Origin of the sequence: Halococcus sp. IIIV-5B, from assembly GCF_003602035.1 — an archaeon.
Lineage (GTDB): Archaea > Halobacteriota > Halobacteria > Halobacteriales > Halococcaceae > Halococcus > Halococcus salsus.
Genome location: NZ_QZWE01000015.1, coordinates 18587 through 43457, shown reverse-complemented (window position 1 = coordinate 43457; position 24871 = coordinate 18587). Strand labels below are relative to the sequence as shown.

Below are 24871 nucleotides of genomic sequence, written 5' to 3'. Positions count from 1 at the left end.
TGCACCTCGTTCGGTCATGAACACGAGGGAAGAGCGGTTATGATTCGGCGAGAAACCGCGGTGCCGATACCTCATCTGCGAGGCGTTCACGGCCGTAGAGGTTGGCGACGACGAGCGCGGGGATCGCCCACGCCGCAAGCGTCGTCACCTGGATTTCGACCCCGGAAGCACCCACCGCACCGTACGTGAGCGATGTGACGAGGCCGCCGTTGAGCAGGGCGGTGACGGGGATGCTCCCGCCCGTGCTGTTGTAGACGTAGGTGAGGAACACCGAGACAACCACCAGCAACAACACAGCGACCGGGAGCGAGAATCCGGCGAGATACGTACCGGGGAACACGAACAGGGGGAGGCTCCAGACCGCCCACGCGACGGCGACGAAGGCGCTGGCGACGAGTGCGTCGTAGCGGTGCTGGAGGCGAGGCAGGGCGAATCCGCGAAAGCCCGCCTCCACACCGAGTGCCGGGATCACACTGAAGACCAGCGAGACGGCGTATCCGGCGGCTCTTTGAGGAGTGGAGAACGGGACGGCCCACGGTCCGTTGAACAGCAGTGCCGCGGCGATCGTGGTGGCGACCACGCAGACCAGCGGCAGGGCGAGGCCAACGCCGTACCAGTACGGCTCGACATCCCGTCCGCTCAGGTGGTCCATCCATGCACGCAGATCGAAACCCGAGAGGTGGACGACGACCACTGCGGCGACGGCCGGGCCGACCGATGGGAGGGGCGCGATCAGAGCGACCGGGTTCCGCGGCCAGAGATACTGTATTCCCCACATCGCCCACGAGAAGACGATACTCAGGAGAACGAAGCCGAGCACCGGACGTTCTCGCACCGCTCGGTGTTGGGCCGCCATCGATCGTCGGTTTCACTACCGCTCTGCATAAAAGTACGGGCCAAGTCACCCGAAAGCGACCGACGCGATAGGGAGGTCCGGTGACCTCTTTGAGGAAGGATTCGTCACCGAGGTCTTCGGACGGGTTGCGGCTAGAATGACCGTATAGCATCACCGTTGGGTACCAGCGGACGGGTCCTGTAGTGGTCGAACAGACGGATAGGAGAGAACTGTGGCCCAGATAGGCGGGGACTCCGGCATCCCTGAGACCACAGCGTCGGTGCCCGTTAGGGCTGAAGACGCATCGACTCGGCCTGCTCGACGGCGTGCTGTGCTACCTCCTCGACGGACCACTCCGATTGGTCCGCGAGTACGCGGGCCATCATCCCGAGCTGCTTGCCGGCCATCTCCCTGAGCTCCGCGTCCTCGACCGTGTTGCCGAAATAATACTCGTTCGTTCCGTTCTCCGGGATCAATCCCACGTACATCGAGACGACGTCCTCTTGGTCGATCGCGTCGAGCGCCTGGTCACGGATTCGGTCGAAGTCGTTGGGGGCGAAGTCGTCCGACATGTCTCGGGTGGCGATACGTGTCCGAGGTACTAAACGGAATGGAACACGTTCGATCCGCGCGGTTCGTGAGCCTCTCGGTCTCGGCCGTGTAGACGCCTTCATCCCCGAAGCGGTCCGGTTCGAATCGGAAGGTGATCGGACGGACCTCTCCGAGAGAGCCCGGAGCGAGCTCGACACCTACAGCCCCGTTCCATTCCACCGCTATCACAACCGCCCTGCATTCGCTGCTCGACGGTGTTTCAATGCCTCCGAAAGCCTACGGAGTGTGAGTAGGATCGCGATGATGGGCGGGCCCCACCGGGATACGCACTGAGAGCGATAGTCTCCACTTCCGGGACAGGCTGCTGGGACGTTTTGTCTGGGTGCGGAAACGGCCGACGGAGCGTATCAGAGGATGAGGGACGGATACACGAGAACCGGCATCGATCCGATCAAGAGCACACCCAGGACGGTGGTGAGTCGATTCGGATCGACACGCTTCGCGACTCGCCACCCGCCGAGCGCGCCGAGGAGATAGCCGGCGGTGATGGCGAACACCAGTGGCACGGCAACCGACCCCTGAAGGGTGTAAGAGACCGCCGACGCCGACGCGATGAACACGACCGCGACCTGGGTGACCGCCAGTGCGGTGATCATGGAGACGCCGACCAGTACCAACGCCGGCGGGACGAGTGCCGCGCCACCGATGCCGAACAGCCCGCCGGCGGCTCCAACCAGGAGACCGACCGTCCCGAAGACCACGACTCCGGCACTGCTGGTCGGTGTGACGTCGAGTGCTTCCGTCGGGAGTCGATCGAGACTCCCTCGCTCGCGGAGGAGGATCGTCGCGCCGACCGTTCCCAACAGGACGCCGAGGAGGACGCCGAACGATCGTCGGGACACGACACCGTTGAGGAGTACCCCGAGTTGTGTTCCGACGGCACCACCGATTCCGATGAGGAGCGCCATTCCCCAATCCATGTCGTCGGAGTAGACGTATCCCGCCGCTCCGAGGACTGATCCACCGATGAAGGTCACGCTCGAGGTACCGGCGACGACCGCCGCTGGAAGCGCCGTGAGCCCGTACAGTGCCGCGACGACGAATATCCCGCCGGGACCGACGGACGTGACCACAGCGCCGCCGGCGAACGAGACCGCCACGAGAACCACGAGCAGGGCGAGTTCCACTAGCCACTCTCCTCGCTGGAGGGAGTAAATAAAATTTGTTCAACATGATCGCGAGGGTTGGTGATGTTCGATTTAGTCCGCTTGACGCTCGTGAGTCCCAGGGCTGCTCTCGCCTGCAGCGGAGTGATACCGTTACAGGGGAAAGCATCGCGGATGGAGTATTACGAAGCCAGAGCCGACGAGAGTGGTAGGTTGAAGATAACGTGCGACCGGGTCGCGAGTGCCGGAATCCCCAACGTCTCCACGACCGCCCTGGACGGCGAGGTAGTCATCGTGATCGAGAACCTCGAAACCGCTGAACCGCTCCACGTCGGTATCAGTAACAGCTGATCCCGACCCCGAGACGTTTTCCCTCTTTTCGGATCCCGCCCGTGGCCGGTCCGGTGGGTCGTTTCACACCTTGGTTCCGGCCGGAGTCCGCAACACGGGGAATCGACCCGCCAGCAGGGCGTCCACGGAGACCGCGGCAGCGAACGGTAGCCGGAGCCGCTCGGCCACCGATCCAGCTACAACCGACTCAGCTGGAGTGCTCGTCCGCGACCTCGTAGAGCGGGTTCGTCACCGTTCCGTGTTCGACGGCGTGCGGACGGGCGGGGGCGTCGTCGTAGCCGTAGTTGAACAGTCGATTCCGGTTGAGGGTGAGCTTCGTGAACTCCGGCTGGAGCAGGTCGAACAGTTCGAAGCGCTCCGCCAGTTCCGGGAACTGCGCCTGATAGTCGAGAACGGCCGTCCGGGCGTGCCGCCAGAACCGTTCCTCGGTGTAGTCCTCGTGCTCTACGAGCACGTCCGCGACGTATCGGAGCACACAGACGAACAGCCCACAGAAGACGAACTGACAGAGTCCCTCGGGTGGTTCCTTCCTGAGCACGTCGTGCATCTCGTCGGGGAGGGCCGCCAGCTCGGGGAGCGGCTGGTCGCTCACGTTCACGTCGTCGACGAAGTCCTTCACCGCGAGCCGCGTCGGCACGCCGTCCTCGACGACGAGGATGGTGTTCTGGCCGTGCGGGGAGAACACCGTTCCGTACCGGTAGAGGAAGTGCAACAGCGGCGGCAGCACGGTGTCGAAGAACGACTCCAGCCACTCGTCGAGCGTCAGCCCGGATCGCTCGACGAGCCGCGAGACGTACGGGACGCCCTCGCTGTCGACGTGCATCAGCGCCGACAGCGTGACCGCGTGCTCGTCACCGTCGAGGAACGTGTGGATCGACTCGCGCCACACCACCCCTAGCAACTCGTGGTACTGATAGGGGGAGCCGTCGATGGCCGTGAAATCCCCGTGGTCGTAGTTGATGCCCGCGATCTCGCCCGGGAGAACGAGCCCCTGGTCTTGGAGGAAGCTATCGTTCTCGTAGATCCCCTCGATGTACTCGGTGACGGTCGGGGCGAGCTCCGTCCGTTCGCCCGGAAGTCCCCGCCAGACGAGCGTGTTGAGGATCCGCATCGGCACCTTCACGTGGTGTTTCCCGTCGTGGTCGACGTTGACGAACGTGCGGACGGACTGCTGTGGCAGGTACTCGTCGGGCCCCTCGCCGAGCGGGACGATGCGGTCGTCGGCGATGTGGTCGGGAAACAGCGGGACGATGCTGTGTTCCCACTGCCAGTCGTGGACCGGCAGGAGGTAGTAGCTCTCCGGATCGAGGCCCTTCGAGGCGAGGCGGTCCCGAAAGGCCTCGTAGCGGTCCCCGAGTTCGGTCCGGACGAGCGAGTCGTGGTCGACCCCGTCGGTCGCGACGAACGTCGACGCCGTCTTCCGGACGGCGACCCACGAGAGCTTCACGGGCTCTTTCATCTCGGGGGCGTACCGTCGGTAGTCGTCGTACCCCCAACCGAGCCGACCCTTGTTGTAGGTGATCCAGGGATGGCCCTCCATCTCGCCTTCGAGCTGTGCGTAGCCGAGGGCCAGCGGGTCGAACCCCTCGCGGTCGCGCTTTCTGGCTTCGATGTGGGCGTCCGCGAGTAGCGTTCGTTTGTACTCGCGGACGAGGTTCCCCTCGGTGAGTCCATCCAGCTCGGTGGTTTCGCCGAGGTCGTGCAGCAGGCGAAACGGGTCGTCGAGCGCCGTCCAGTCCCCGTCCGTTCGTCGCTCGACGGTGTCACCGTGAACGTGGAGGCCGTCCATGAGCCGCTCGCTTGCCTCAAAGCGATAGCTCGCCGGACCGAGGTCGAACCTGAAATCGGCACGGTCGTCGCCGTCCCGGACCTTCCGCGGCGCGAGTATCTCCTCGTAGGCGAAGGCTTCGAGCATCTTCGTCAGGAGGCGACGCTCGGTCGTCGTCCATACCTCGGGTGTCAGTGCGTCCTGTCGGGTGGTTTCGTTCGGGTTCATGTCAGTCGTTGCGGGTTGGTGCCGGGTCGCCCTCGTGGACGGACGCGCCCGGCGAGCGTTCGACGAACTGTTCGACGGCGAAGTCCTGGTAGACGGTGTTCGTGTCCTCTGGGTAGGCCTCGCGACCGACGAGCCGATTGACGAACCTCGTGTTGCGGTAGGCACCGAGCCCGAGGTCCGGCACACCGACACCGTGGGTGTGGAGCTCCGCGTTCTGGAGGAACACGTCCCCGGGGTGGTCGATAACGAGACGGTGGTCTTCGGCTACTTCGAACCGGCCTCGGTCGTCCCAGCCGATCGCGCTTTCGAGGGGTTCGAGGAAGCCCGGGATCGGGCGTTCGTAACCGGTCCCGAGAATCACGACCTCGCTCTCATGGACGAACGACTCCTCGGCCTGCCACTGGTGACAGTCGAGCGCGTAGCCCTCCCCGACGGCCTCGATGTCCCGCACCTCCGTCATCGCGAACAGTCCCACGTCCGGGTCCCGGTCGCCGATGGAGCGCCGATACAGCAGGTCGTAGATGTCGGCACTCGTCCCCGGGTCGACACCCTTGTAGAGGCGGTCCTGGTTCGGGACGAGGTCGTCCTTGACCTCCTGGGGCAGGTCGTAGACGTACCGCTCGTACTCGGGCGTGAAGTGCTGCAGCCCGAGCTTCGAGTACTCCATCGGGAAGAACCCGTCAGAACGGGTGAGCCAGTCGAGCCGATAGCCCGCCTCGGGCTGGCGCTCCAGCAGGTCCTCGAACACCTCCGCAGCGCTCTGACCAGATCCGACGACGGTGACCGAATCAGCTGTTGAGACCCGTTCGCGGTTGTGACGGTATCGGGCGGTGTGGAAGACGTCCTCCTCGGGATGACCCTGCAGGTGGTCGGGTACCTGTGGCCGCGAGCCGATCCCCAGTGCGAGGTTCTCGCCGCGATACTCGAAGCGCTCGCCCGTCCCTGGGTGGTGAGCGACAACGACGTAGTGCTCGTGGTCGTCGTCCCAGGTGATCTCGATTACTTCACGGCTGAACTCCAATCCCCCGAGGGAGTCGGCGACCCACCGGAGGTAGTCGTTGAACTCCCGTCTGGGGATCTGGAACGTCTCGTAGAAGTAGAACTCGTAGAGCCGACCCGTCTCCCGAAGGTAGTTGAGGTAGCTGTGGGGGTTCGTCGGGTCCGCGAGTGTCACGAGGTCGGCGAGGAAGGGGACTTCGAGCGTCGTTCCCTCCAGCAACATTCCCTCGTGCCAGTTGAACGCGGGTTCGCGTTCGAGGAAGACGGTCTCGACGTCCTCCTCGACGCCGTCCACCATCGCCGCGAGCCCGAGGTTGAACGGACCGATCCCGATGCCGACGACGTCGTGGACTTTACCACCTCTCGACCGCTCAGCCATCGGCACCACCCGTCGCTTCAGTTGCCTCGGCGGTCGCGTCGGTCGTGCCGGACATCACCTCGCGCTCGAAGTGCTCGCGTTCACAGACCAGCAACAGCGCGTCCTTCCCGGCCTCTTCGAAGGCGAACTCCGTCCGTGGCTCGAAACCACACTGCTCGAACACGTGGATGACGTGCTCGTTCCGGACGTCGGGTTCGGCGATCACCCGGTCGGTCTCGGCGTGAGCAAACTGCATGGCGACGACCGCCCGCAGCAGTGCGGATGCGTATCCGTGCCCCAGATACTCCTCGGGACCGATCAGCAGGTGCACGCCTTGGTCGGCGGGGTCGGCGTCGTAGTGGTTGCCGACGTCGTCTTCGGCGGCCCAGTAGGACTCCCAGTAGCTCATCGGGACGTGGTCGAGACAGCCGACGTACGGCGTGAGGTGGTCGTCCGCGAGCTTCGTCTGGAGGCGCTCGCGGAACACCGGCAACGGGCGGTCGAGGTCCCAGTACGGCTTCACGTGGTCGCTCCCCAGCCAGGAGTGAAGCCGTTCGAGGTCGCGCTCGATGGTCGCTCGGCGGAGCGATATCGTGCGGTCGATATCCGGGTCGTAGGTCCGATACTCGTCGTCGGTCGGGTGCGTAGTGTGGGGTCCTGTCATCTGTCGAGTTCGGTGACGAGGGGGTTCGTGACGTCCGTGTAGACGGACTGGTTCTCGAGGTCGTTCTCCAGTTCGTCCAGTCCCCGAAAGCGCGTGAGCAGGTTCGCCTTGCAGGGCACGGTCGGCGATTCGAGTAACGGATCGAGGAGGTCGGAAGAAGGTCGGTCGTACCGCTCACGAGCGCGTTCGAGTTCGTCCCGAAGCAGCCCCAACAGTCGACGTTCGTCGACGAGCCCGGCGCTACCGAAGGTGTTCACCACCCCGAGCGCGTTGTTGAGGACGACGTAGTACCGGAGCCGTTCGTCGGCGATCGCGTCGGCACAGACGGTGCCTGCACGTTCGCCGATACCCGGGAGGGACGCCTCGACGTCGGCGTGTTTCGACTCGGGGAGGTAGAACCCCTGATTGTCGCGGTAGTAACATCTGTCGGGGTAGCCGTCGGCATCGAGTTCGAGCACCGTGTTCTGCTGGTGCGCCTCGACACCGACGCCCTGGACGAGGTAGAGCCAGAGCACGGGCCGTACGGAGAGGCGGAGGTATTCCTGAAACCAGTCTGCACTCACCGCCTCCGTCGAGCGGTCCTCCCGGTCGGCGACGGAAGCGACGAGGCGACCGAGCCGCGACCGGCCGGCGATGGCGTCCTGACAGAGCGAGACGACGGGCGTGGCGTTCGGCTCGTCGACACCGGCGAACGGGTTCGCTCGCAACACCGTCTCCAGTCCCGACTCGCCGTCGCCGAGGTCGAGCGCGAGATACGCCGGATCCCGGATCACGTCGAACTCCGGGAAGGTCGCGGCGAGCTCGTCGCCGAACGCGGTGTCGAGCAGTTCGGCGATGGCGACGCCCCGCTCCAGCTCCGGCAGCTTGTTGGTCCGGAGAGAGTTGGTTATCCGCACGTGCAATGAGGACTTCACCATGAACGGTGACGCCGGGCTGTACAGCGTCCGAACGGACGTCGTGGGGTGGAACTCCCGACCGACCGCCCCGAGATGTTCGAGTCCATCGCCGAGTCGCTCCTGGACGGCCGACTGGTCGAGGAGGTACCGGGCTTGCCAGGGATGCACCGGGAGGAGGACGTCGTCGCTCGCGACGTGTTCGGCGACGAACGACTCGGGAACCTCGGGATCATCGCGGAGGGCGTCCTTCACCCACCGCGTGGCGCTTCGATCGAGCACCGAGTCGGCCGACACCAAGGCCGGGTCCGCACGGAAGTAGTGTAGCGGAAAGCTTCCACGGAGTTCCGGCGCGTAGGTCGCGCGGTTCCGTGCCGCGATCCCCTGCCGGCTCTTCGGTGTCGGGTGGCAGTGGTGGCCGAAGACGAGTGCCTGCTCTGCGTCGCGGAACGACAGCCGCTCGGCGTAGAGCCGTTCCTCGTCGTCGGCACGCGCCCTGACGAACGTCTCGGTCGCGCGCTTGCTCCGGAGCACCCGTTCGAGGAGCTCGTCAGGGACGGCCGTCCCCTCCTGCGTGAGCGAGAGGTCCTTGATCACCAGCGCGGCGAACGTGGCCGAATCGAGGGGGAGAGCCCTTTTACCGCCCATTCGGTAGCGAACAGGCGTCTCGAAGAGGTGACGCTCGGTCGGGGAACGGTAGGCGAGCGGAGCCAGCAGGTCGACCCCCTGCCCAGAGAGTGTCACACGCAGTAAGCCATCCCCACTGGGGTCGACCCCGGCGACAGGTTCGTCGACCACCTCGTAGTCGCCCGTCTCCCGGAGGTAGCAGTTGAGGAACGCGTGGACGGTGGCGTCGTCGGCGCGGGCCTCGGGGTCGACCGCCGGCGCGCGCTCCTCGCCGTGTTCGTCCCGTCCGGTTTCGAGGCTCATGCGACCGCTCCCCGTTCGGCGACGAGGGACTCGCCACAGTCCCGGAGGACGTCGAGGGTCGCGGCCACGTCGTCGAGCGTCGCCGCCGGATCCAGAAGCGTGACCTTCAGGCTGGTCACCCCGTCGACCTCGGTTCGGGCGACGAGGGCCCGGCCGTCGTGGAGGAGCTCGCGCCGGATGGCGGCGTTCAGCCGACCCACCGCGCGGCCGTCCATTCCGTCGTTGGGTCGATAGCGGAACACCAGCGCGTTCAGCGTCGGCTCGTGCAGGCGTTCGAGGTCGTCGGCGTCGTCGACGAGCGCCGCCGCCCCGTCGGCCAGTTCGAGTGTCGATTCCACGAGCGCCGCGATCCCCTCCCGGCCGAGGCTGCGGAACGCGACGTAGGGTTTCAGCGCGTCGAAGCGACGCGTCGTCCGGACCGACTTCGCGACGAGGTTCGGGATACCGGCGTCGTCGTGGCCCGCGGGGTTGAGGTAGGCGGCGTTGCGAGCCATCCGGCCGAACTCGTCGCCGTCGCGGAGCAGGAGGGCTCCACAGCTGATCGGTTGGAAGAACAGCTTGTGAAAGTCGACGGCGACCGAGTCCGCTCGTTCGATACCGTCGAGCAGGGCGCGGTGGTCGGTCACCGCGAGCGCGCCGCCGTAGGCGGCATCCACGTGGAACCAGAGGTCGTGTTCCGTGGCCCGGTCGGCGAGCGCCGAGAGCGGGTCGATGCTCCCGAAGTCGGTCGTCCCCGCGGTGCCGACCAGCGCGAACGGCTCGCGGTCGCGGGCGCGGAGGTCCGCGAGCGTCGCGTCGAGCGCCGAAACGTCGATCCGTCCCTCGTCGTCCGTCGCCACGGTGACGACGGCGTTCTCGCCGAGCCCGAGGTGGTGTGCGGCCTGCTTCGCGGTGAAGTGCGCGGCGTCCGAACAGAGCACCCGGAGCGAATCGGCGTCCGCCGGGAGTCCGTCGGCCTGCACGTCGTGGTCGAACCGGCGGCTGCAACACCGGTCGCGAGCGAGCAACAGCGCCTGGAAGTTCGACTCCGTGCCGCCGCTGGTGAAGACCCCGTCCCCGTCGGCCGGGAGGTCGAACAGGTCACAGAGGGCGTCGACGACGCGTTCTTCGAGCACCGTTGCGGCAGGTGCCTGGTCGAACGAGTCGAGCGACTGGTTCGCCGCGGTCAACAGCGCCTCGGCGGCGAGTCCAGGTATCATCGGCGGGCACTGGAGGTGGGCCACACAGCGGCCGTTCGACGGGTCGACGGAGTGTGCGAGCACGCGCTCGCCGACCTCCTCGAGAGTCGCATCGAGGCCCGCGCCGGTCTCCGGGATGACGGGGTCGTCGAACCGTTCGGCGAGGACGTCCGGCGGTTGCCCTGAATAGGGGTTCTCCCCGTCGACGACGCTGTCGAGGACGGTCTCGGTCGCCGCTTCCATCGCCTCGCGGTAGGCGGCGTTGCCCGCGTCGCTCCCGAGGAACAGCTCGTCGGGCGTCACGCCGTCACCTCCCGCCGCGACCGCTCGTCCGTGACGGCCTCCACCGCCTCCTCGAAGATCGCGGCGATCTCGTCGACCTGCGCCCTCGTCACGACCAGCGGCGGGAGGAATCGCGCAGTGGCGTCCCCCCGTCCGCCGCGTTCGATGACGAGGCCGCGCTCGAAACACGCCATCTGGACGGCTCCCGCGAAGTCGCCGTCCGGGGCGTGCGGTCCGGGTCCCTGCCACTCGATCCCGTGGTCGACGAACTCGACCCCGAGCATGAGTCCGCGTCCGTGAACGTCGCCGACGGCCTCGAAGCGGTCGGCCGTCGCTTCGAGCGTCTCGTGCAGCCGGGCACCGACGTCCGCGGCGTGTTCCGCGAGGTCGTTCTCCAGGACGTGGTCGATGGTCGCCTCGCCGGCCGCCATGGCGAGCTGGTTGCCACGGAAAGTGCCAGCGTGGGCACCCGGTTCCCAGACGTCGAGCGACTCGTCGTAGACGACGACCGCGAGCGGGAGCCCGCCGCCGATGGCCTTCGAGAGCGTGACGACGTCGGGGACGATGTCGGCGTGCTCGAAGGCGTAGGTCTCGCCCGTGCGGCCGAGACCCGTCTGGATCTCGTCGAGGATCAGCGGGATATCGCGTTCGCGCGTTATCCGCCGCATCTCCCGGAGCCACCCGTCGGGGGCGGGAACCGACCCACCCTCGCCCTGGATCGGTTCGAGGATCATCCCGGCGGGGTCGGTGATCCCGCTTTTGGGGTCGTTGAGGAGGTTCTGCACGTACCGACTGGCGAGGCAGTGACCCTCCTCGCCCGCGACGCCGAACGGCGGACGGTAGTTCGACGGATACGGGAGATGATGGACCTCGCCCATCGAACCGGAGAGCGTCTCCTTCGCCTCGGTATCGCCCATCAGGCTGAGCGCCCCGCTGGTCATGCCGTGATAGGCACCCTGGAACCCCAGCACGCTTCGGTTCCCAGTGGCGGTCTTGACGAGCTTCAGCGCGGCTTCGACGGCGTCGGTTCCGGCGGGGCTACAGAACTGTACCTTCGCCCGGTCGGCGAACGCGTCGGGGAGGCTCTCGAACAGCGCGTCGACGAACCGTTCCTTCGTCGGCGTAGAGATGTCGAGGGTGTGGATCGGTCGGTCCTCGTCGATGACCCGTTCCATCGCCTCGACGACCCGGGGATGGTTGTGTCCCAGGGCGAGCGTCCCGGCCCCCGCGAGGCAGTCGTAGTACTTGTTCCCATCCATGTCGGTGACGGTCACCCCCTTCGCCTCGCGGATGGCGAAGGGCAGGTGGCGCGGGTACGTTCGCGCGTTCGATTCGCGTTCGGATTGCCGTGTGAGGATGGCGCTGTTGCCCCCGTCGAGGTAGCTCAGGGCGGACCACTCCCTCGACCGATGGTTCCGCCGCCACGTCCCGTTCGGTGGGTCATCGAATACATGCAGTTCTTTAGGCAGCCCTAAAAGCAATAAGAACTTCGGATTTTTGGCTAACCTAAATCTACTGGCCGGCGGGTTCTCGGGAATGGGAGACGGAACCCGCAGAGGACCGGTCAGGACGGTGGTTATCGGGTTTCGGTGCACAAACTAGTAGCCGCTCTCGTCCCCGCTCCGGGAGTCGAACCCTGGTCGGTACGATATCCGACACGTCCGTGTGACGCACGGAGACGAACGGCCGAAACAAAACTCGCTCCCGAACGTTCGTCGTGACTCCGACGAGGACGTTCGAGGGGATCCGACGGCAGGGTTATGCCCGGCGGTGGCCTGTCGGACGGCGTGACTGCGCCGACCCACGACGATGCCAGTGACTCCCTGATACTGTTCGTGCTCTGGTTGGTCGTGTTCTCGTTCGCCAGTCAGGTGATGATCGTCGCGCCGATCCTCACCCGGATCGCCGAACAGCTCAGCGTGACGACGGGTCTCCTCGGGACGCTCATCACGGCCTACGCGTTCGCCGTTGGGATATTCGCGCTCGTGGCCGGTCCGATCTCGGACCGCGTCGGCCGACGGCGTATCCTGTTGGCCGGGAGCGCCATGATGACGGTCGCGCTCGCCGCGCACGGGTTCGTCGAGAGCTTCGCGATGTTGTTCGGCGTGCGGGCGTTCGCCGGGGCGGCCGGTGGGATCCTCAACGGGGCGGCGATCGCGTACGTCGGCGATTACTTCCCCCGGGAACGCCGTGGCTGGGCGAGCGGCTGGGTCATGAGCGGTCTCGCGGCCGGTCAGATCGCCGGCATCCCGCTCGGGATCGTGCTCGCCGATGCGTTCGGGTTTCGCGCCCCGTTCGTCGCGTTTGCCATCGTGATGGGTGTCGCCACGGTGCTCGTTTGGCGGTTCGTCCCGCAGCCGGAGACACGACGCACCGACGCGCCGCTCGGCGTCCGAACCGCGATCGAGGCGTACACCGACCTGCTTCGACGTCCCGGCGTCGGGGCGGCCTCGCTCATGTTCGCACTGGTGTTTCTGAGTTTCCCGTTGTACATCGCGTACCTCCCGCTCTGGCTCGAAACCACGTTGGGGGTCACGGGTGGTTCGATCGCGCTCCTCTTCTTCGTCGGCGGGGTCGGGAACGTCCTCGCGGGACCGGAGGCCGGACGGCTGTCCGATAGCGTCGGTCGCAAGCCGGTCATCGTCGGTGCCTCGCTCGCGGTCGCGTTGGTGATCCTCGCCACCCCGTTCGTGGCCGCCGGCCTGTGGCCGGTCTACGTCGTCTTCTTCGTCGCGATGGCGTTGTTCGCCTCGCGTGGGAGTTCGTTCCAGGCGCTCCTGACCGAGCTCGTTCCCGGCGACCGCCGTGGGTCGTTGATGAGCCTCACGGCCGCCACCGGGCAGATCGGCTTCGCCATCGGCGGGGCGCTCGCGGGCGTGGTCTTCACCGCCTTCGGACCGGGCTATCTTGCCAACGCGGTGCTCGCGGCCGCGGGCTGTCTCGTTCTGGGGGTGGTCGCGTGGCGCTATCTCCCCGAGACGGTCGTCGAACCCACCGGGAGAGCGGGTGTCACGAACGAACGGCGCTCGGCCGCCACCCCTTCACGCTCGTTCACGGAGATCGCTTGCCATCAGTCCTCCGACGCGCTGTGTGGCCCGCATCAGGAGGCCGGACACATGGCCACCGGTCACGACGAAAACCCGTAAGAAGAATGATGGCGAGCCTCACCCTCAGTTGAGGGTGAGACGTCGGTTCCACTCGACGAGCGACCCGATCCCGGTTTCTATGTCCCGCGTCGGTTCGTAGCCGAGTCCGGCTTCGGCTTTCGAGATGTCCGCACAGCTCGCCCGAACGTCGCCGGAACGCCCGTCGGTGTGGACGATCTCGGTGTCGGGGTCGATGGCGTTCCGGACGTGCTCGGCGAGGGTGACGATACGGACCTCTTTCCCGGTGCCGACGTTGAACGCCTCCCCGACGGCGTCGGTCGTCGCGGCCAGCAGGTTCGCACGGACGACGTCACGAACGTGGACGAAGTCACGCGTCTGTTCGCCATCACCCTGAACGGTGATCGGTCCGCCCGACCGGGCCTGGGAGACGAACGTCGAGATCACCCCGCTGTACGACCCCGCCGACTGCCGGGGGCCGTACACGTTGAAGTACCGAAGCGCGACCGTCTCGACGTCGTACAGGTGGTTGTAGAGCCGGCAGTAGTGGTCGCCGGCCAGCTTCTCGAGCCCGTACGGCGAGTTCGGGGTCTTTGATTCGTTCTCCGAGACCGGCACCCGGTCGGGGTCCCCGTAGATGGCCGCACTCGACGCGAAGACGACTCGGGTCCCGGTTCGGCGAGCCGTTTCGAGGAGCGACAGCGTGGCATCGACGTTCACGGCGTGGCTCTCCTCGGGTTCCTGGATGGAGCGCTCGACGCTCGCGATGGCCGCCTCGTGAAAGACGACGTCGGCACCGTCGAGCGCCGCCTCCCGCGTGGCTGTATCGCGAACGTCGCCCGTGATAACGTCGACGCTCGTCGGAAAACGACGTGACTCCCCGTCGGCGGTGTCGACGACGCGGACGTCGTTGGTCGGTGCGACCGCCTCGACGAGGTGACTCCCGATGAACCCGCTCCCGCCGGTGACGACGACGGTCCGGTCCTCGATGGCCGGCCTCATGAGTCGACGCTGGCCGGGAGTTCGTCCCGAACGACGGTCACGAACTCGTCGGCGTCCTCCGTTCGAAGGCGGTCGTCGCCTAGGAGCAGGCGCAGCCGTGGCCGACCGACGTCCACGGGCACCTTTTCGGTCGCGATGAGTCCGGCCGTTTCGAGCCGCATCTTCTCCCGGGAGAAGGTCGCTTTGCTCGCGATGCCGATGTTCTCACCCCACCTCGAGATGTCGTAGAGGAGCTCCTCGTGCTTGGCCGCGACGAGGAGGGCGATCACGACCTCGTCGAGGGTCTGACCGCGGGTGCTCCCGAGCGCATCGAGCATCGACTGGAAATCGTCGACGAGTTCGGGACCGAACTCGGTGGCGAGCGAGTCCCCGACCGCCGAGTACGCCGGCGTGCGCAGCGGGAAACTCCCGGACTCCTTGTAGAGCCCCTGCCAGTAGGCACGTGTGCCCTCGACGAGGTCGGGGTTCTCGGTACTGAGCCCGACGACGTCGTCTTTCGTCGAGATGATGGCGGTGACGGACTCGTCAGTGACGAGCAGGACGTTCTCGAACGGACCCTCCGCCATCTGTGCGGAGAGGGTGTTCGTGGCGACGAGTTCCGCCGCGATGCTCGCCATCGCGAAGTCCTCCCGGACCCACTTGAGCACCGACTCGTAGGTGAGCAACCGAACCGACGGAGGATCCGTCATCCCGTCCAGACTGTGAAGGAGGTCGGCCGTGGCCGTTTCGTTCAACCCGATCGCGAGGACGCCGTCCGACGACCCCGCGAGTACGTCCTGGAAGACCTCGGCGGTAGCCGTTTCGACGGTTGACGGGCGTAGTGCCATGGTCCTACCGATAACGCATCGGATCATAGCTATTCGGTGCTTGAGTCGAACGAAATCAGTGGTTAGCTCCGGGATTCGAGCCGCGACTACCCCTTTCCTCCGGTCCGGGTACCGTTGATTCGCTCGTTCTTCCAGTTCGAGTGACCGAATCTAACTCCACGGTCGCCATCCCGACGTCACCAGCGCTGACTCGATTCACAAAGCGACGATCACGGCACGAGCTTGGCCCGTCGTACCCTGCGATGTCCACAGAGAGCGATATCGCGCGCGTTCTTTCGTCCGTTTCATTGAGCTCGTGGTTCGGCTCGATATCGAGGTCACGTTTCAATGGCGCAATTGACTGATTTATGCACTCATTGATTATGGCTGAGTAGTTCGGATCTCCGATGTAAAATGTTGGACACCCGCGTGAACAGAACGGAGCTGGCGTTGTTCGTCGTTGTGACCTCGTATCTCTTACTGGACGTGGTCCTCGGCGTCGACATCCCGGGAAGCACCGTGTTTCGACCGGTCCTTGGCTGTGCTCTCCTCGGGATCCTGCCGGGCTATCTGCTCGTCTCGATGCTCGGCCTCGGTGACCGCTCGCCGGGCCGCGTCGTGCTCTACGCCGTCGGATTGAGCCTCCCCATCATCGTCTGTCTCTCGATCCTGGTCAGCGCCGTTCTGTCGACGTTCGCCGTCGACCGACCGCTCTCCCCATCGAGCGTGACCGTCGCTGTCTCGGCGCTCGTGCTCTTTCTGGTCACGGTTCGTCTTGTGGGGAGCGGTGCCTCGTGGTCGTTGCGGCCGTTGGCGGTCTTCGAGTGGATCACGTTCTCGGTCATCGGGGCCTCGGACCAACTGCACTCCCGGATACTGGACTGGGACCCCGGGGAGAGCGAGCGTTCGGCCCGGTCGGTAGTACGCCGGCTGTCGTTCCGAGATTGGCTCGCGCTCGGCTCGCTGACGCTCCTTCCAGTCGGAGCGGTTCTCGTGACTCTCGCCAGCGACCCGGCGGGCCTCGACTGGTCGCTCGTCGTCCTCTCGTGTGCGGTCGCGGTCGTTCCACTGGTACTCCTCCAGTGGCGGGGGTCACCGGTGGTCTATCCCTACGCTATCTGGGCGGTGACTGCGACGGTACTGTTGCAGATGACGCTGGTCTCGGGACATATCTGGGGCTTCGACATCCACTTCGAGTACGCCACGGCTCTGGAGATCCGCCAAGACGGCTACTGGACTACGGCGGGTGGCAACTCGAACAGCTCCTTGGTGGCGATCACACTTCTGGGAGCCGTTTACTCGATGGTGACCGGAATGGAACTCGTCTGGGTTTACAAACTCGTCTATCCTCTCCTGGTCTCACTGCTCCCGGTGGGTATCTGGTACATTACGAGAACCGAGTTTCGGGGCCGCTCGGTCGCCATGCTCGCGCCGTTCGCGCTGGTGTTCTACTACGGGTTCTTCAAAGATATGCCCGACAAACAGCTCGTCGCGGGACTTTTCGTCGTCCTCTTGCTCACCGTCTTTCTTGACGACCAGCTATCGCCGCTCCAGCGGTGGACGCTCGGGCTCCCGATCGCTCTATCGGTGGTTTTCGCCCACTACGGTGTCAGCCTGTTGCTCGTCGGATTCTTGGGGTTGGGTCTGGTCGCTCGATATCTCGTCCGACTCACGAGCGGTGTCAGGGTCGTCACTCGAATCACCCGACCAGTGCTCACCGCGTTCCTCGGGGTCGTCTGGTTGATATGGTACTCGTCTACGGGTTCTGGCGAGAACCTCGAGAGCGTCGTCACCGCTGCCGGCGAGGCGTTCAACGCGTTCCCGATCTCGGAGTCCGGCCGCAGCGGCGTTGGCTACGCGACGATGGGGGTCGAGTCGGGCTACTGGCTCACGTACAGGCTCCTCTACATCGTCCTCGTGGCACTCATCGGCCTCGGCGTCCTCGGAGCACTCTATGCACTCGCCACCGACCGCGAAGCCGCCCGGACCTCCGAATACACGCTGTTCTCGCTGGGTGTGTTCGGCTTTCTCTTCGCGTCGGCGCTGGTCACGTTCGGGATGGGCTTCGACCGGACGTTCCAGATCGCGCTGTTCGTTCTCGCACCCTTCGCCGTCACGGGCGCGAGAACCGCCGTTACCGGACTCGCGCGGTTCGCCGAACAGCTTCCACGCGATGGACTGCGCGCGCGTGTGAGCGCTGTCCCGGTCGAGGGGCTCTTCGCGGTGTTCCTCGCGCTCCTCTTCCTGTTCAGTTCGGGCACCGTCTTCGCGGTTGCCGATCAACCGGAACCGTCCTACAACATCAACTACAACGAGAGCGCCGGTTGGCCGGTCTACACCCAGGACGAAGTCAACGCCACGCGGTGGCTCGCGACACGTACGGCGGACACCGGGACGGACGTCGCCGTCTACAACAACTACGACCGCCTCAAGAGTCGGGACGGGCTGCTCGTCGGGGAGGTCGTCCCGTCCGAACGGATCGATTCGATCTGGCTGAGCAGGACGGGGCTCGACGAGACCGCCTACGTCTACGTGAGTCACAGACCCATGATGAAACCGGGAAGCGACTCGACGTACATCTCCGTCGAGCGAACGCCCTTCTACAGGAACGTCCTCGCCGATCGGGAGCCGGTCTACGAGAACGAGCATGCGTCGGTCTACTACGTCCGAACGAACGGGACAAACGCCTAGAGAAGCGTCCGGACGTTCGAGACGAGCCCCGACGCTTCGACGCGGACCCGTTCTATCAGCGCGAGGACGGTGAGCGCGTAGATCGCTGCGCCCGTCCCGACCAGCAGGAGGGTCGTCGGGATCCCGAGCGTGGCATCCGGCGTGAGCACCCAGAGACACGCCCCCATGAAGAGCGCGGCGAGGATTTCGAAGCCAATCTCCCGCGTCGGAACCGTGAACGGAAGTATCGACCGGATGAAGTAGAACGAGAGCGCCGTCCGGACCACCATCGCCGCCGTCGTGGCGAACGCCGCGCCGACCCATCCGAACAGGGTAATACCGACGACGTTGAGCGAGATGAGGAGGACGAGGAAGACGAGGTTCGTTCTGAACATCAGGTCCGGACGGTCGAGCGCGTTGAGCGCCTCGCCGAAGACCACCTCGTAGCTGTGGAACGCGCGTGCGAGGAGCAACACGACGACGGCGGTGGCACCGACCCGGTACTCGTCGCCGAACATCGCCAGTATCGGCTCGGCGAAGATGATCCCGCCGACGAAGCCGGGGATCGACATGATCCCGACGTAGACCAGCGAGCGTTCGAGGAGGTCGGTGACCCGGTCGTAGTCGTTCCGGGCCGCGAGTTCGCTGATGTTCGGGAACAGCGCCGAGCTGATGGCCGACGCGACGAAGAACAGGACGCCGGTGATCTGCCAGCTCAGCTCGTAGACCCCGACGAGCGCGGGGGCGACGAAGACCCCGAGGATGAGCGTGTCCGTCCAGATCCAGGAGGTTTCCTGGAGCGCCCCCATCCAGCTGTACTTCGCGAACCGGAACAGGCTCTCGAAGTGTCGCCGTGCCGGTCGTCGCAGCTGCAACGAGAGCATGGCCACGCCGACGACGACGGCCAACACCTGTCCGAGCCAGACCCCAACGAGGATCCCGAACACGCCGTAGTCAAGCGCCAGGAGGGGGATCCACGCGACCAGGCGGCCGCCGTTGGAGACGAACCCCAGCAGTCCGGCTCTGGCGACCCGTTTCTCGCCGCTCAGGGACTCGTAGAGCGTCGACTGGACGAGGTAGGTGAGCGAACACAGCAGCAAGAACGGCACCGCGAACTCATGGCCGATGTAGGCAGTGATCTCGCCCCTGAAGCCGACCAGAACGGCCGCGACGGCGACGAAGATGCCGAGGCGGGTGAGGAGGGCGGCGGTGAAGAACTCGTCGCGCTCGACCCCCTCGCTGATCCGCTTCTTCGCGGCCGCGGAGAGGCCGGCGTCGGTCACCAGCCCGACGACCTCCACGACGGCGATGAACAGCGAGTACACCCCGAGCACCGACGCGCCGGTGGTCGCGAGGTAGAAGACCGCGAGGAACACGGAGACGGAGGTCGCGACCCGGGCGAGAAACGTTCCGAACGAGGACCGAACGATCGTCGACTGGCTCATCCGCCCCTCCGGCGTTCCGGTACCATTGTTGGCTTCGGGTTCCCCCCACTCAGCCATTACTATGCGCCGATTCAATCGGTTCAGCCGGCGTCGCTGTTCGCGTTCGTGCGCCAGCTGTCCGGGAGTCCGACCGCCTGGCCGGTCATGGTGCCGACGAACGTGTTGTTCCTGAACGAACAGTCGACGAACGATCCCGGCCCGGCCTCGCGCGCGACGACCCCCGACCGCGAGCGACCGTTGCTCTGTATCGTGTTGTCGTGGATCTGGAGCGCCACGATGTCGTTCCCGTCGACGAGACACCGTACCGCCGACCGATAGGTCCCCCGGAGGTCGTTGCTCTTGATCTGGTTGCCGATGCTCTCGACCCCCTTCGACGCCGAGACCAGGATGAGCGGGTGGTCGGGGTAGTCCGAGTGGATGTCGCAACCGGTGACGTTCGAGTAGCTACACCGGTCGAACTCGATCGTCGGGTCGCCGTCCAGCCCGTTGGCGTAGAACTTCGAATCGCTGACCTTCCAGGACTCCCCCCGAGCGGTGATCGCGGGCCCCCCGTTGTAGCCGAACCAGTTGGTATCGACGCGGGCGACCCCGACGGAGGGATAGGAGCGTTTGTTGCCGCCGCCGCGGAGCCCGGCGGCCCCGTTGTTGAGGAACTGACAGCCGCGGAACTGGTTGTCGTCGGTGCTCGCCGTCGACCCGGCGAGCCAGAAGCCGTTGCCGGGTGCGGCGTAGAAGTTGCAGTCCACGAATCGACTGTTCCAGAACGCCCCGTACACCGCGTTTCCGGTCGCGTTGTTCCCCCTGTTCCCGTCGAACATGAGGTCCCGGAGGGTACACTCCATCACGTTCCGGTCGGGGAGGTCGGGCGTCGTGACGAGGTCCGTGTTCGCCCCGTCTTCGAGCTTGAGCGTGGTCGCGTTGCGACCCGACCCGACGAGCATGACACCGTGTTCGAGCGTGAGCTCGCGCCCGACGTACGTCCCCGGCGCGAGCCGGATCACGACGTTCCCGCCCGTCCGGTCGATCACGGTCTGGATCGCCTCGAAACCGTCGTCGGGGGTGAGGTGATACTCGCCGGTCGCCCTCGGCGACTCGGGCTCGACGACCAACGGTATCCAGCGCTCGCCGTCGGAGAGCGACCGCCGCGTCGCCCCCGCCGGACCCGGGTCGGTCGTCTCCCAGATCGTTCCCTCGGCGTCGCCCGGCTGCGGGCGGTCTCGTTTCGGTCCGACGTGGTAGTTCTCCGTTATCTCGTATACGCGATCGAGGTTCGACATTTGGGTCTCCGTGGAAAGTCGTTCGGTAGGCCGGTTCGGCGACGAACAGGCGGCGACGGTACCGCTGCCCGCGGCGACGAGTGCCAGGAACGTTCGCCGTCCGATCGAGAGACGCTCCCGGGCCATTGCGGACGATCGTTCTCCGGACTGATTGACTATTGTCCCGTTGAACGAGTCATAGAACGAACGGGAACGGTTCTCGGAACCCGTTCGGACGACACGCTGTAGACGCCCGGTCCGATTCGTGGGACCGGTGCGAACACGGAGACCCGCCGGTCGTCACGAGGATCGCGTGTCGAACGAGGTGTGCCGAGGGGCACTGACGAACGTCCCAGCCGCTCGATGCTCATCCCTTCCGCGTGTGTGTCCGCTCACTCGTGTTTCAGGATCGAAAGCGAGACCCGTGCTTCGGTCCAAACGACGACGGTCCTGTCGGTTGGTTCGATGTCTCCCTTGGTTGTGCCATCGAGATCTATCCGTTGTTCTATCCTTTCAGTTCATACGTTCTATTCGCAACTATCTACCCGACTTGTGGAATAATTTCGCGTTTGGGTGTGCGTTCGTTCTCAAATACCCCGTTCAGAAACACACAATTGGAGAATATCTATCATCCGATACGGTCAACGACGGCCCGGAGGAGAATGAGCGAACACACAGCTGACGGCGTTTCCGCGAGCGAGGGGGTGGGTTCGACCGTCGACATCATCGACGACGACCACCCTTCGGGCCGGGTTCGTCCCCTCGAAAACGAGAGCGCCGAGAACGGCCGGCAGCCGACCGTACGGACGTCTGACTCGGCGTGGGCGGGCGCGGACTGCGACGTGATGGTAGCGATCCCGGCGTACAACGAGGAAGCGACGATCGCCGACGTGGTACGGCGGGTGGCCGACCACGCCGATCTGGTGCTCGTCGTGAACGATGGAAGCGACGACGGCACCGGAGCCAGGGCCGCGGAGGCGGGCGCGGTCGTCAGCACCCATGACCGGAACCGTGGCTACGGCGCGGCCCTCAAGACCGCCTTCGAGACCGCGAAGGAGTACGACGCGGCCCATCTCGTCGTCCTCGACGCCGACGGCCAGCACGACCCCGCGGACGTTCCCCGGCTCGTCAGGGCGCAAGCCACCACGCACGCCCCGCTCGTCATCGGCAGTCGGTTCGTGGAGGGTGCCGTGTCGAACGCGCCGTTCTACCGCCGCGTGGGGCTCCGCGTCATCAACGTGCTCACGAACCTGAGTATGGGTATCGTGCGGGCGGATTCGCGGATGAGCGACACCCAGAGCGGCTTTCGGGCGTACGACCGGGAGGCGATCGAGACCCTCGCCGAGGACATGACCATCGGCGACTGGATGGACGCGAGCACGGACATCCTCTATCACATCCACCACCACGACTACCCGGTCGAGGAGGTCCCGATCACGGTCACCTACGACGTGGCGAACGCGAGCAGCCAGGACCCGCTCTCCCACGGGATGATCCTCCTCCAGAACATCCTGAAGACCATCGAACGCGAGCGCCCGCTCACGGCGCTCGCGCTGCCGGGCTTCTCGCTCACCTTCGGCGGGCTGGGCGTCGGGTACTGGGCGGTCATCAGCTACGTCCAGTCGGGGACGTTCCCGGTCGGGCTCTCGCTCAGCGCGGTGTTCCTCGTGCTGGTCGGTATCTTCGCGTGCTTCACCGCGATCGTCCTCCACTCGCTCAGCACCTACTTCGAGAACGCCGGGATCGACGGGAGGATTCGATGAGCGACGCGGTGACGAACGTCCTCTCGTTCGACGTCGAACACTGGTACTCGGCGACGCTGCTTCGGGAGCGAGTGATGGACCCGGCGACACACGTCGAGGCATCGATCGAACGCGTTCTCGCTATCCTCGACCGATTCGACGTCCGGGCGACGTTCTTCGTCGTCGGCGAACTGGCCCGCGAACGACCGGACCTCGTGGCACGGATCGCGGATGCGGGCCACGAGGTCGGCTCACACGGCCACACCCACCGGCCGCTGTTCGAACTCGACAGGGATGCATTCGCCGCGGAGCTCGAAGCGAGCGCCGTCGCCATCCACGACGCGACCGGAACGTGGCCGGCGGGGTTCCGTGCGCCGAACTTCTCGGTGACCCCCCGGACGGCGTGGGCCATCGAGGCGCTCGAAACCGCCGGCTATCGGTACGATTCCAGCGTCTTCCCCGTCAAGACCCCGATGTACGGTGTGGCCGACGCACCCGTTCGGCCCTACCGCCTCGACCCGCGGGCACCGTTCACTGATCCGGATGACAGTGCCGACGGTCGGCTCGTCGAGCTGCCGCTCGCGGTGTTCCACCCCCGTCTCCGACTGCCGGTCGCCGGCGGGTTCTACGCGCGAGTGCTCCCGACCTGGCCCGTGAAACGCGGGATACGGAACCTCAACGTACGCGGGTATCCGGCGACGATCTACTTCCACCCGTGGGAGTTCAACCCGGCCGTTCGGTTCGCGGCCGCACACGCTCCAATACCGGCACACGCACGCTTCGTCAGTTTCCACGGGATCGAGCGATTGGCGGCGAAGCTCGAAGCGCTGCTCGACGAGTTCACCTTCGGGACGGCCGGTGCCGTCGCAGACGAGTACGCCGACCCCGGCGGGATGGCTATCGACGGCACCGCGCCGATCAGGATCGGGGGTAAGCGATGAGCCGGACGACGACCGACGGGAGCGACGTCGGGATCGAGCCGGTGTCCACCCGGTCGCCGGAGTGGCGGTCCGTCGTCGATGACCACCCCGACGCGACGGTGTTTCACACTCCGGAGTGGGCGGACGCCGTCGAGACAACGTTTGGGTACGAGCCCCGACACCGCCTCCTGACGGACCCCGATTCCGGCGCGACCCGGGGGATGATCCCGGGGTTCAGCGTCCGCGAGGGCGTCGGCCACAGCGTGGTCAACCCGTTCTGTGAGTACGGCTTTCCGCTGGTCGACGAGGACATCTCGGCGACGTCGGTCCTGTCCGGGCTCGACGGCGACACCCGTATCGTCAAGGACGCCGGCTGGAGCGGCGTAAGCGGGTACAACGAGGCGGGTTACGGCGGGGTTCCGACCGGGTCGTCGATCCGGCTGTCGCTCGATCGGTCGTTCGAGACCCTCTGGGAGTCGACGTTCGAGAAGGACGTCCGCCGGTGCGTGCGAACCGCCCGCGACCACGGCGTCACCGTGACCGAGGCGACGGTCGCCGAGTTCTACCCGCTGTACCTCGAAACCATGCGTCGTCTCGGGAGCCCGCAGTTCCCCGAGGCGTTCTTCGCGTCGCTCGTCGACGGTCTCGGGGACGCCGCAACGGTTCTGCTCGCCGAGCGCGCGGGCGAACCGATCGCCGGCGTGTTCCTCTTCGAGTGGGGCGACACCACGATGGTGTGGACCCCGGCCTCGAAGCGCGCCCACTGGGACCACCGACCGAACCACCTGCTCTACGTCGAGTCGATCGAACGGGCCTGTCGCGCCGGTCGCTCGGTCGTGGACTTCGGGCGGTCGCGGCGCGGCTCCAGCGTTCACGGCTTCAAAGCGCAGTTCGGCGGCTTCGACTACCCGCTTGTGAGCTTCGTCAGTCCACCCGAACGGGCAGGGCGAGCCTCGCTCGAAAGCTACGGACGGCTCGCGACGATCACGCCCCGGTTGGCACCGCTGATAACGCACCCCACCGTGGGGCCGAAACTCAAGGGATTCATCCATGAATAACACCACACTCGTCGGTTTGGCGTCGAGCATCGCACTGGTCGGAACGACACTCTACTGGCGGCGCAGGGAACGAACGGTCCGCGAGAGCTTGACCGTGAGCAGGGACTGGGAGTCGAACACGAACGACGTCGATCGTGAGACCCAACGCGCGGCACGGAAAGCGGCCGAACGGCTCGACGCGAGGGTCGAGGACCTCCCCGACCGGGTGACCGCGCTCGACGACGAACGACGTGACCTGCGGCGCGAGCTCGATGCCGTCCGCGCGCGATGGGCCGATTCGTGGTGGGGGTCGCTCTCGGACGACCGCTCGGTCGGCGGGGAACCGAACGGTGACGACCCGACCGTTCGCGTGGTCGAGTTCGCGGACGGGGAGCTCCCCGACGCACGGGCGCTCGCGAAGCGCGCGATGGACGGCGAGGGGATAACCCTCGTCGTCGCCCACGGCGACGGCTCGTTCGCCGTCGCCGTCGACGAAGCCCTCGCGGACGAGTTCAGCGCGACGGCTATCGGTCGCGAGATCGCCGACGAGGCGGGCGGCGGGGCGGGCGGCAACGACCGGCTGGCCGCCGGCGGCGGAGCGACGGACGCGCTCGGCGAGACCGCCGAACGCGTCAGAGGGCGACTCCTGCGAACGGGGCCGCTCGCTCCCGCCTAATCGACCGAC

The 24871-nt window shown here is 66.0% G+C and carries 20 protein-coding genes; 7 read left to right on the top strand and 13 right to left on the bottom strand.

Annotation, left to right across the window (positions count from 1 at the left end; all coding sequences use genetic code 11):
* Positions 1–37: 37 nt before the first annotated feature.
* The 3 genes from D3261_RS11365 to D3261_RS11355 all read right to left on the bottom strand — a co-directional run bounded on the left by D3261_RS11365 (position 38) and on the right by D3261_RS11355 (position 2574).
* On the bottom strand, positions 38–856 hold the full coding sequence (locus D3261_RS11365) for a type II CAAX prenyl endopeptidase Rce1 family protein (RefSeq protein ID WP_120072461.1): 819 nt from the start codon (positions 854–856) through the stop codon (positions 38–40).
* A gap of 266 nt (positions 857–1122) precedes the next feature.
* Positions 1123–1407: a hypothetical protein gene (locus D3261_RS11360; protein ID WP_120072459.1), complete on the bottom strand. Its 285-nt coding sequence runs from the start codon at positions 1405–1407 to the stop codon at positions 1123–1125.
* A gap of 387 nt (positions 1408–1794) precedes the next feature.
* A complete protein-coding gene (locus tag D3261_RS11355; protein ID WP_120072457.1) occupies positions 1795–2574 on the bottom strand; it encodes a sulfite exporter TauE/SafE family protein in 780 nt (259 codons plus the stop codon).
* A gap of 153 nt (positions 2575–2727) precedes the next feature.
* On the opposite strand from D3261_RS11355, the gene D3261_RS20040 reads away from it, so the two are divergent.
* Positions 2728–2904: a hypothetical protein gene (locus D3261_RS20040; protein ID WP_158589385.1), complete on the top strand. Its 177-nt coding sequence runs from the start codon at positions 2728–2730 to the stop codon at positions 2902–2904.
* Between the two features lie 187 nt (positions 2905–3091).
* Here the strand turns inward: D3261_RS20040 and D3261_RS11350 are convergent, their stop codons facing one another.
* The 6 genes from D3261_RS11350 to D3261_RS11325 are packed head-to-tail and all read right to left on the bottom strand — an operon-like array spanning position 3092 to position 11592.
* Positions 3092–4900, bottom strand: a complete 1809-nt coding sequence (locus D3261_RS11350) for an IucA/IucC family siderophore biosynthesis protein (RefSeq protein ID WP_120072455.1) — start codon at positions 4898–4900, stop codon at positions 3092–3094.
* A 1-nt stretch (position 4901) separates the two neighbouring features.
* Entirely contained in the window at positions 4902–6278 is a 1377-nt protein-coding gene (locus D3261_RS11345) for a lysine N(6)-hydroxylase/L-ornithine N(5)-oxygenase family protein (RefSeq protein WP_120072559.1), read from the bottom strand.
* The gene (locus D3261_RS11340; protein WP_120072453.1) at positions 6271–6921 is read right to left on the bottom strand and encodes a GNAT family N-acetyltransferase; all 651 of its coding nucleotides are present in this window, start codon (positions 6919–6921) and stop codon (positions 6271–6273) included. The genes D3261_RS11345 and D3261_RS11340 overlap by 8 nt, the downstream gene beginning before the upstream one ends.
* Entirely contained in the window at positions 6918–8744 is a 1827-nt protein-coding gene (locus D3261_RS11335; RefSeq protein WP_120072452.1) for an IucA/IucC family siderophore biosynthesis protein, read from the bottom strand. The genes D3261_RS11340 and D3261_RS11335 overlap by 4 nt, the downstream gene beginning before the upstream one ends.
* On the bottom strand, positions 8741–10225 hold the full coding sequence (locus D3261_RS11330) for an aspartate aminotransferase family protein (RefSeq protein WP_120072450.1): 1485 nt from the start codon (positions 10223–10225) through the stop codon (positions 8741–8743). The genes D3261_RS11335 and D3261_RS11330 overlap by 4 nt, the downstream gene beginning before the upstream one ends.
* Positions 10222–11592, bottom strand: a complete 1371-nt coding sequence (locus tag D3261_RS11325; RefSeq protein ID WP_120072557.1) for a diaminobutyrate--2-oxoglutarate transaminase — start codon at positions 11590–11592, stop codon at positions 10222–10224. Before D3261_RS11325 ends, D3261_RS11330 begins: the two co-directional genes overlap by 4 nt.
* A 399-nt stretch (positions 11593–11991) precedes the next feature.
* On the opposite strand from D3261_RS11325, the gene D3261_RS11320 reads away from it, so the two are divergent.
* Positions 11992–13350 carry an MFS transporter gene (locus tag D3261_RS11320; RefSeq protein ID WP_233553976.1) on the top strand — a complete coding sequence of 453 codons (1359 nt, stop codon included), beginning with the start codon at positions 11992–11994 and terminating at the stop codon, positions 13348–13350.
* 24 nt (positions 13351–13374) lie between these two features.
* On the opposite strand, the gene D3261_RS11315 is transcribed toward D3261_RS11320, so the two are convergent.
* Together D3261_RS11315 and tbsP are read right to left on the bottom strand one after the other, a co-directional pair.
* Positions 13375–14310, bottom strand: a complete 936-nt coding sequence (locus tag D3261_RS11315) for an NAD-dependent epimerase/dehydratase family protein (protein WP_120072446.1) — start codon at positions 14308–14310, stop codon at positions 13375–13377.
* Positions 14307–15137 (bottom strand): transcriptional regulator TbsP, encoded by an 831-nt coding sequence (gene tbsP / locus D3261_RS11310; RefSeq protein ID WP_120072444.1) that lies wholly within the window; start codon positions 15135–15137, stop codon positions 14307–14309. The genes D3261_RS11315 and tbsP overlap by 4 nt, the downstream gene beginning before the upstream one ends.
* A 393-nt stretch (positions 15138–15530) precedes the next feature.
* Here tbsP and D3261_RS11305 point away from each other — a divergent pair, with 393 nt between their 5' ends.
* On the top strand, positions 15531–17807 hold the full coding sequence (locus tag D3261_RS11305; protein ID WP_233553975.1) for a DUF2206 domain-containing protein: 2277 nt from the start codon (positions 15531–15533) through the stop codon (positions 17805–17807).
* Here the strand turns inward: D3261_RS11305 and D3261_RS11300 are convergent.
* Entirely contained in the window at positions 17804–19288 is a 1485-nt protein-coding gene (locus tag D3261_RS11300) for an oligosaccharide flippase family protein (protein ID WP_233553974.1), read from the bottom strand. The genes D3261_RS11305 and D3261_RS11300 overlap by 4 nt on opposite strands.
* A 23-nt stretch (positions 19289–19311) precedes the next feature.
* Positions 19312–20634: a right-handed parallel beta-helix repeat-containing protein gene (locus D3261_RS11295; RefSeq protein WP_120072442.1), complete on the bottom strand. Its 1323-nt coding sequence runs from the start codon at positions 20632–20634 to the stop codon at positions 19312–19314.
* Between the two features lie 515 nt (positions 20635–21149).
* Here D3261_RS11295 and D3261_RS11290 point away from each other — a divergent pair.
* From D3261_RS11290 to D3261_RS11275, 4 genes are read left to right on the top strand one after another with little or no spacing between them, the layout of a single operon-like run.
* Positions 21150–22250 (top strand): glycosyltransferase family 2 protein, encoded by a 1101-nt coding sequence (locus tag D3261_RS11290; protein WP_120072440.1) that lies wholly within the window; start codon positions 21150–21152, stop codon positions 22248–22250.
* Positions 22247–23170 carry a polysaccharide deacetylase family protein gene (locus tag D3261_RS11285; RefSeq protein ID WP_120072438.1) on the top strand — a complete coding sequence of 308 codons (924 nt, stop codon included), beginning with the start codon at positions 22247–22249 and terminating at the stop codon, positions 23168–23170. Before D3261_RS11290 ends, D3261_RS11285 begins: the two co-directional genes overlap by 4 nt.
* Positions 23167–24207 carry a GNAT family N-acetyltransferase gene (locus tag D3261_RS11280; protein ID WP_120072436.1) on the top strand — a complete coding sequence of 347 codons (1041 nt, stop codon included), beginning with the start codon at positions 23167–23169 and terminating at the stop codon, positions 24205–24207. Before D3261_RS11285 ends, D3261_RS11280 begins: the two co-directional genes overlap by 4 nt.
* Entirely contained in the window at positions 24200–24862 is a 663-nt protein-coding gene (locus tag D3261_RS11275; protein ID WP_120072434.1) for an alanyl-tRNA synthetase, read from the top strand. Before D3261_RS11280 ends, D3261_RS11275 begins: the two co-directional genes overlap by 8 nt.
* The last annotated feature ends 9 nt before the right edge of the window (positions 24863–24871 follow it).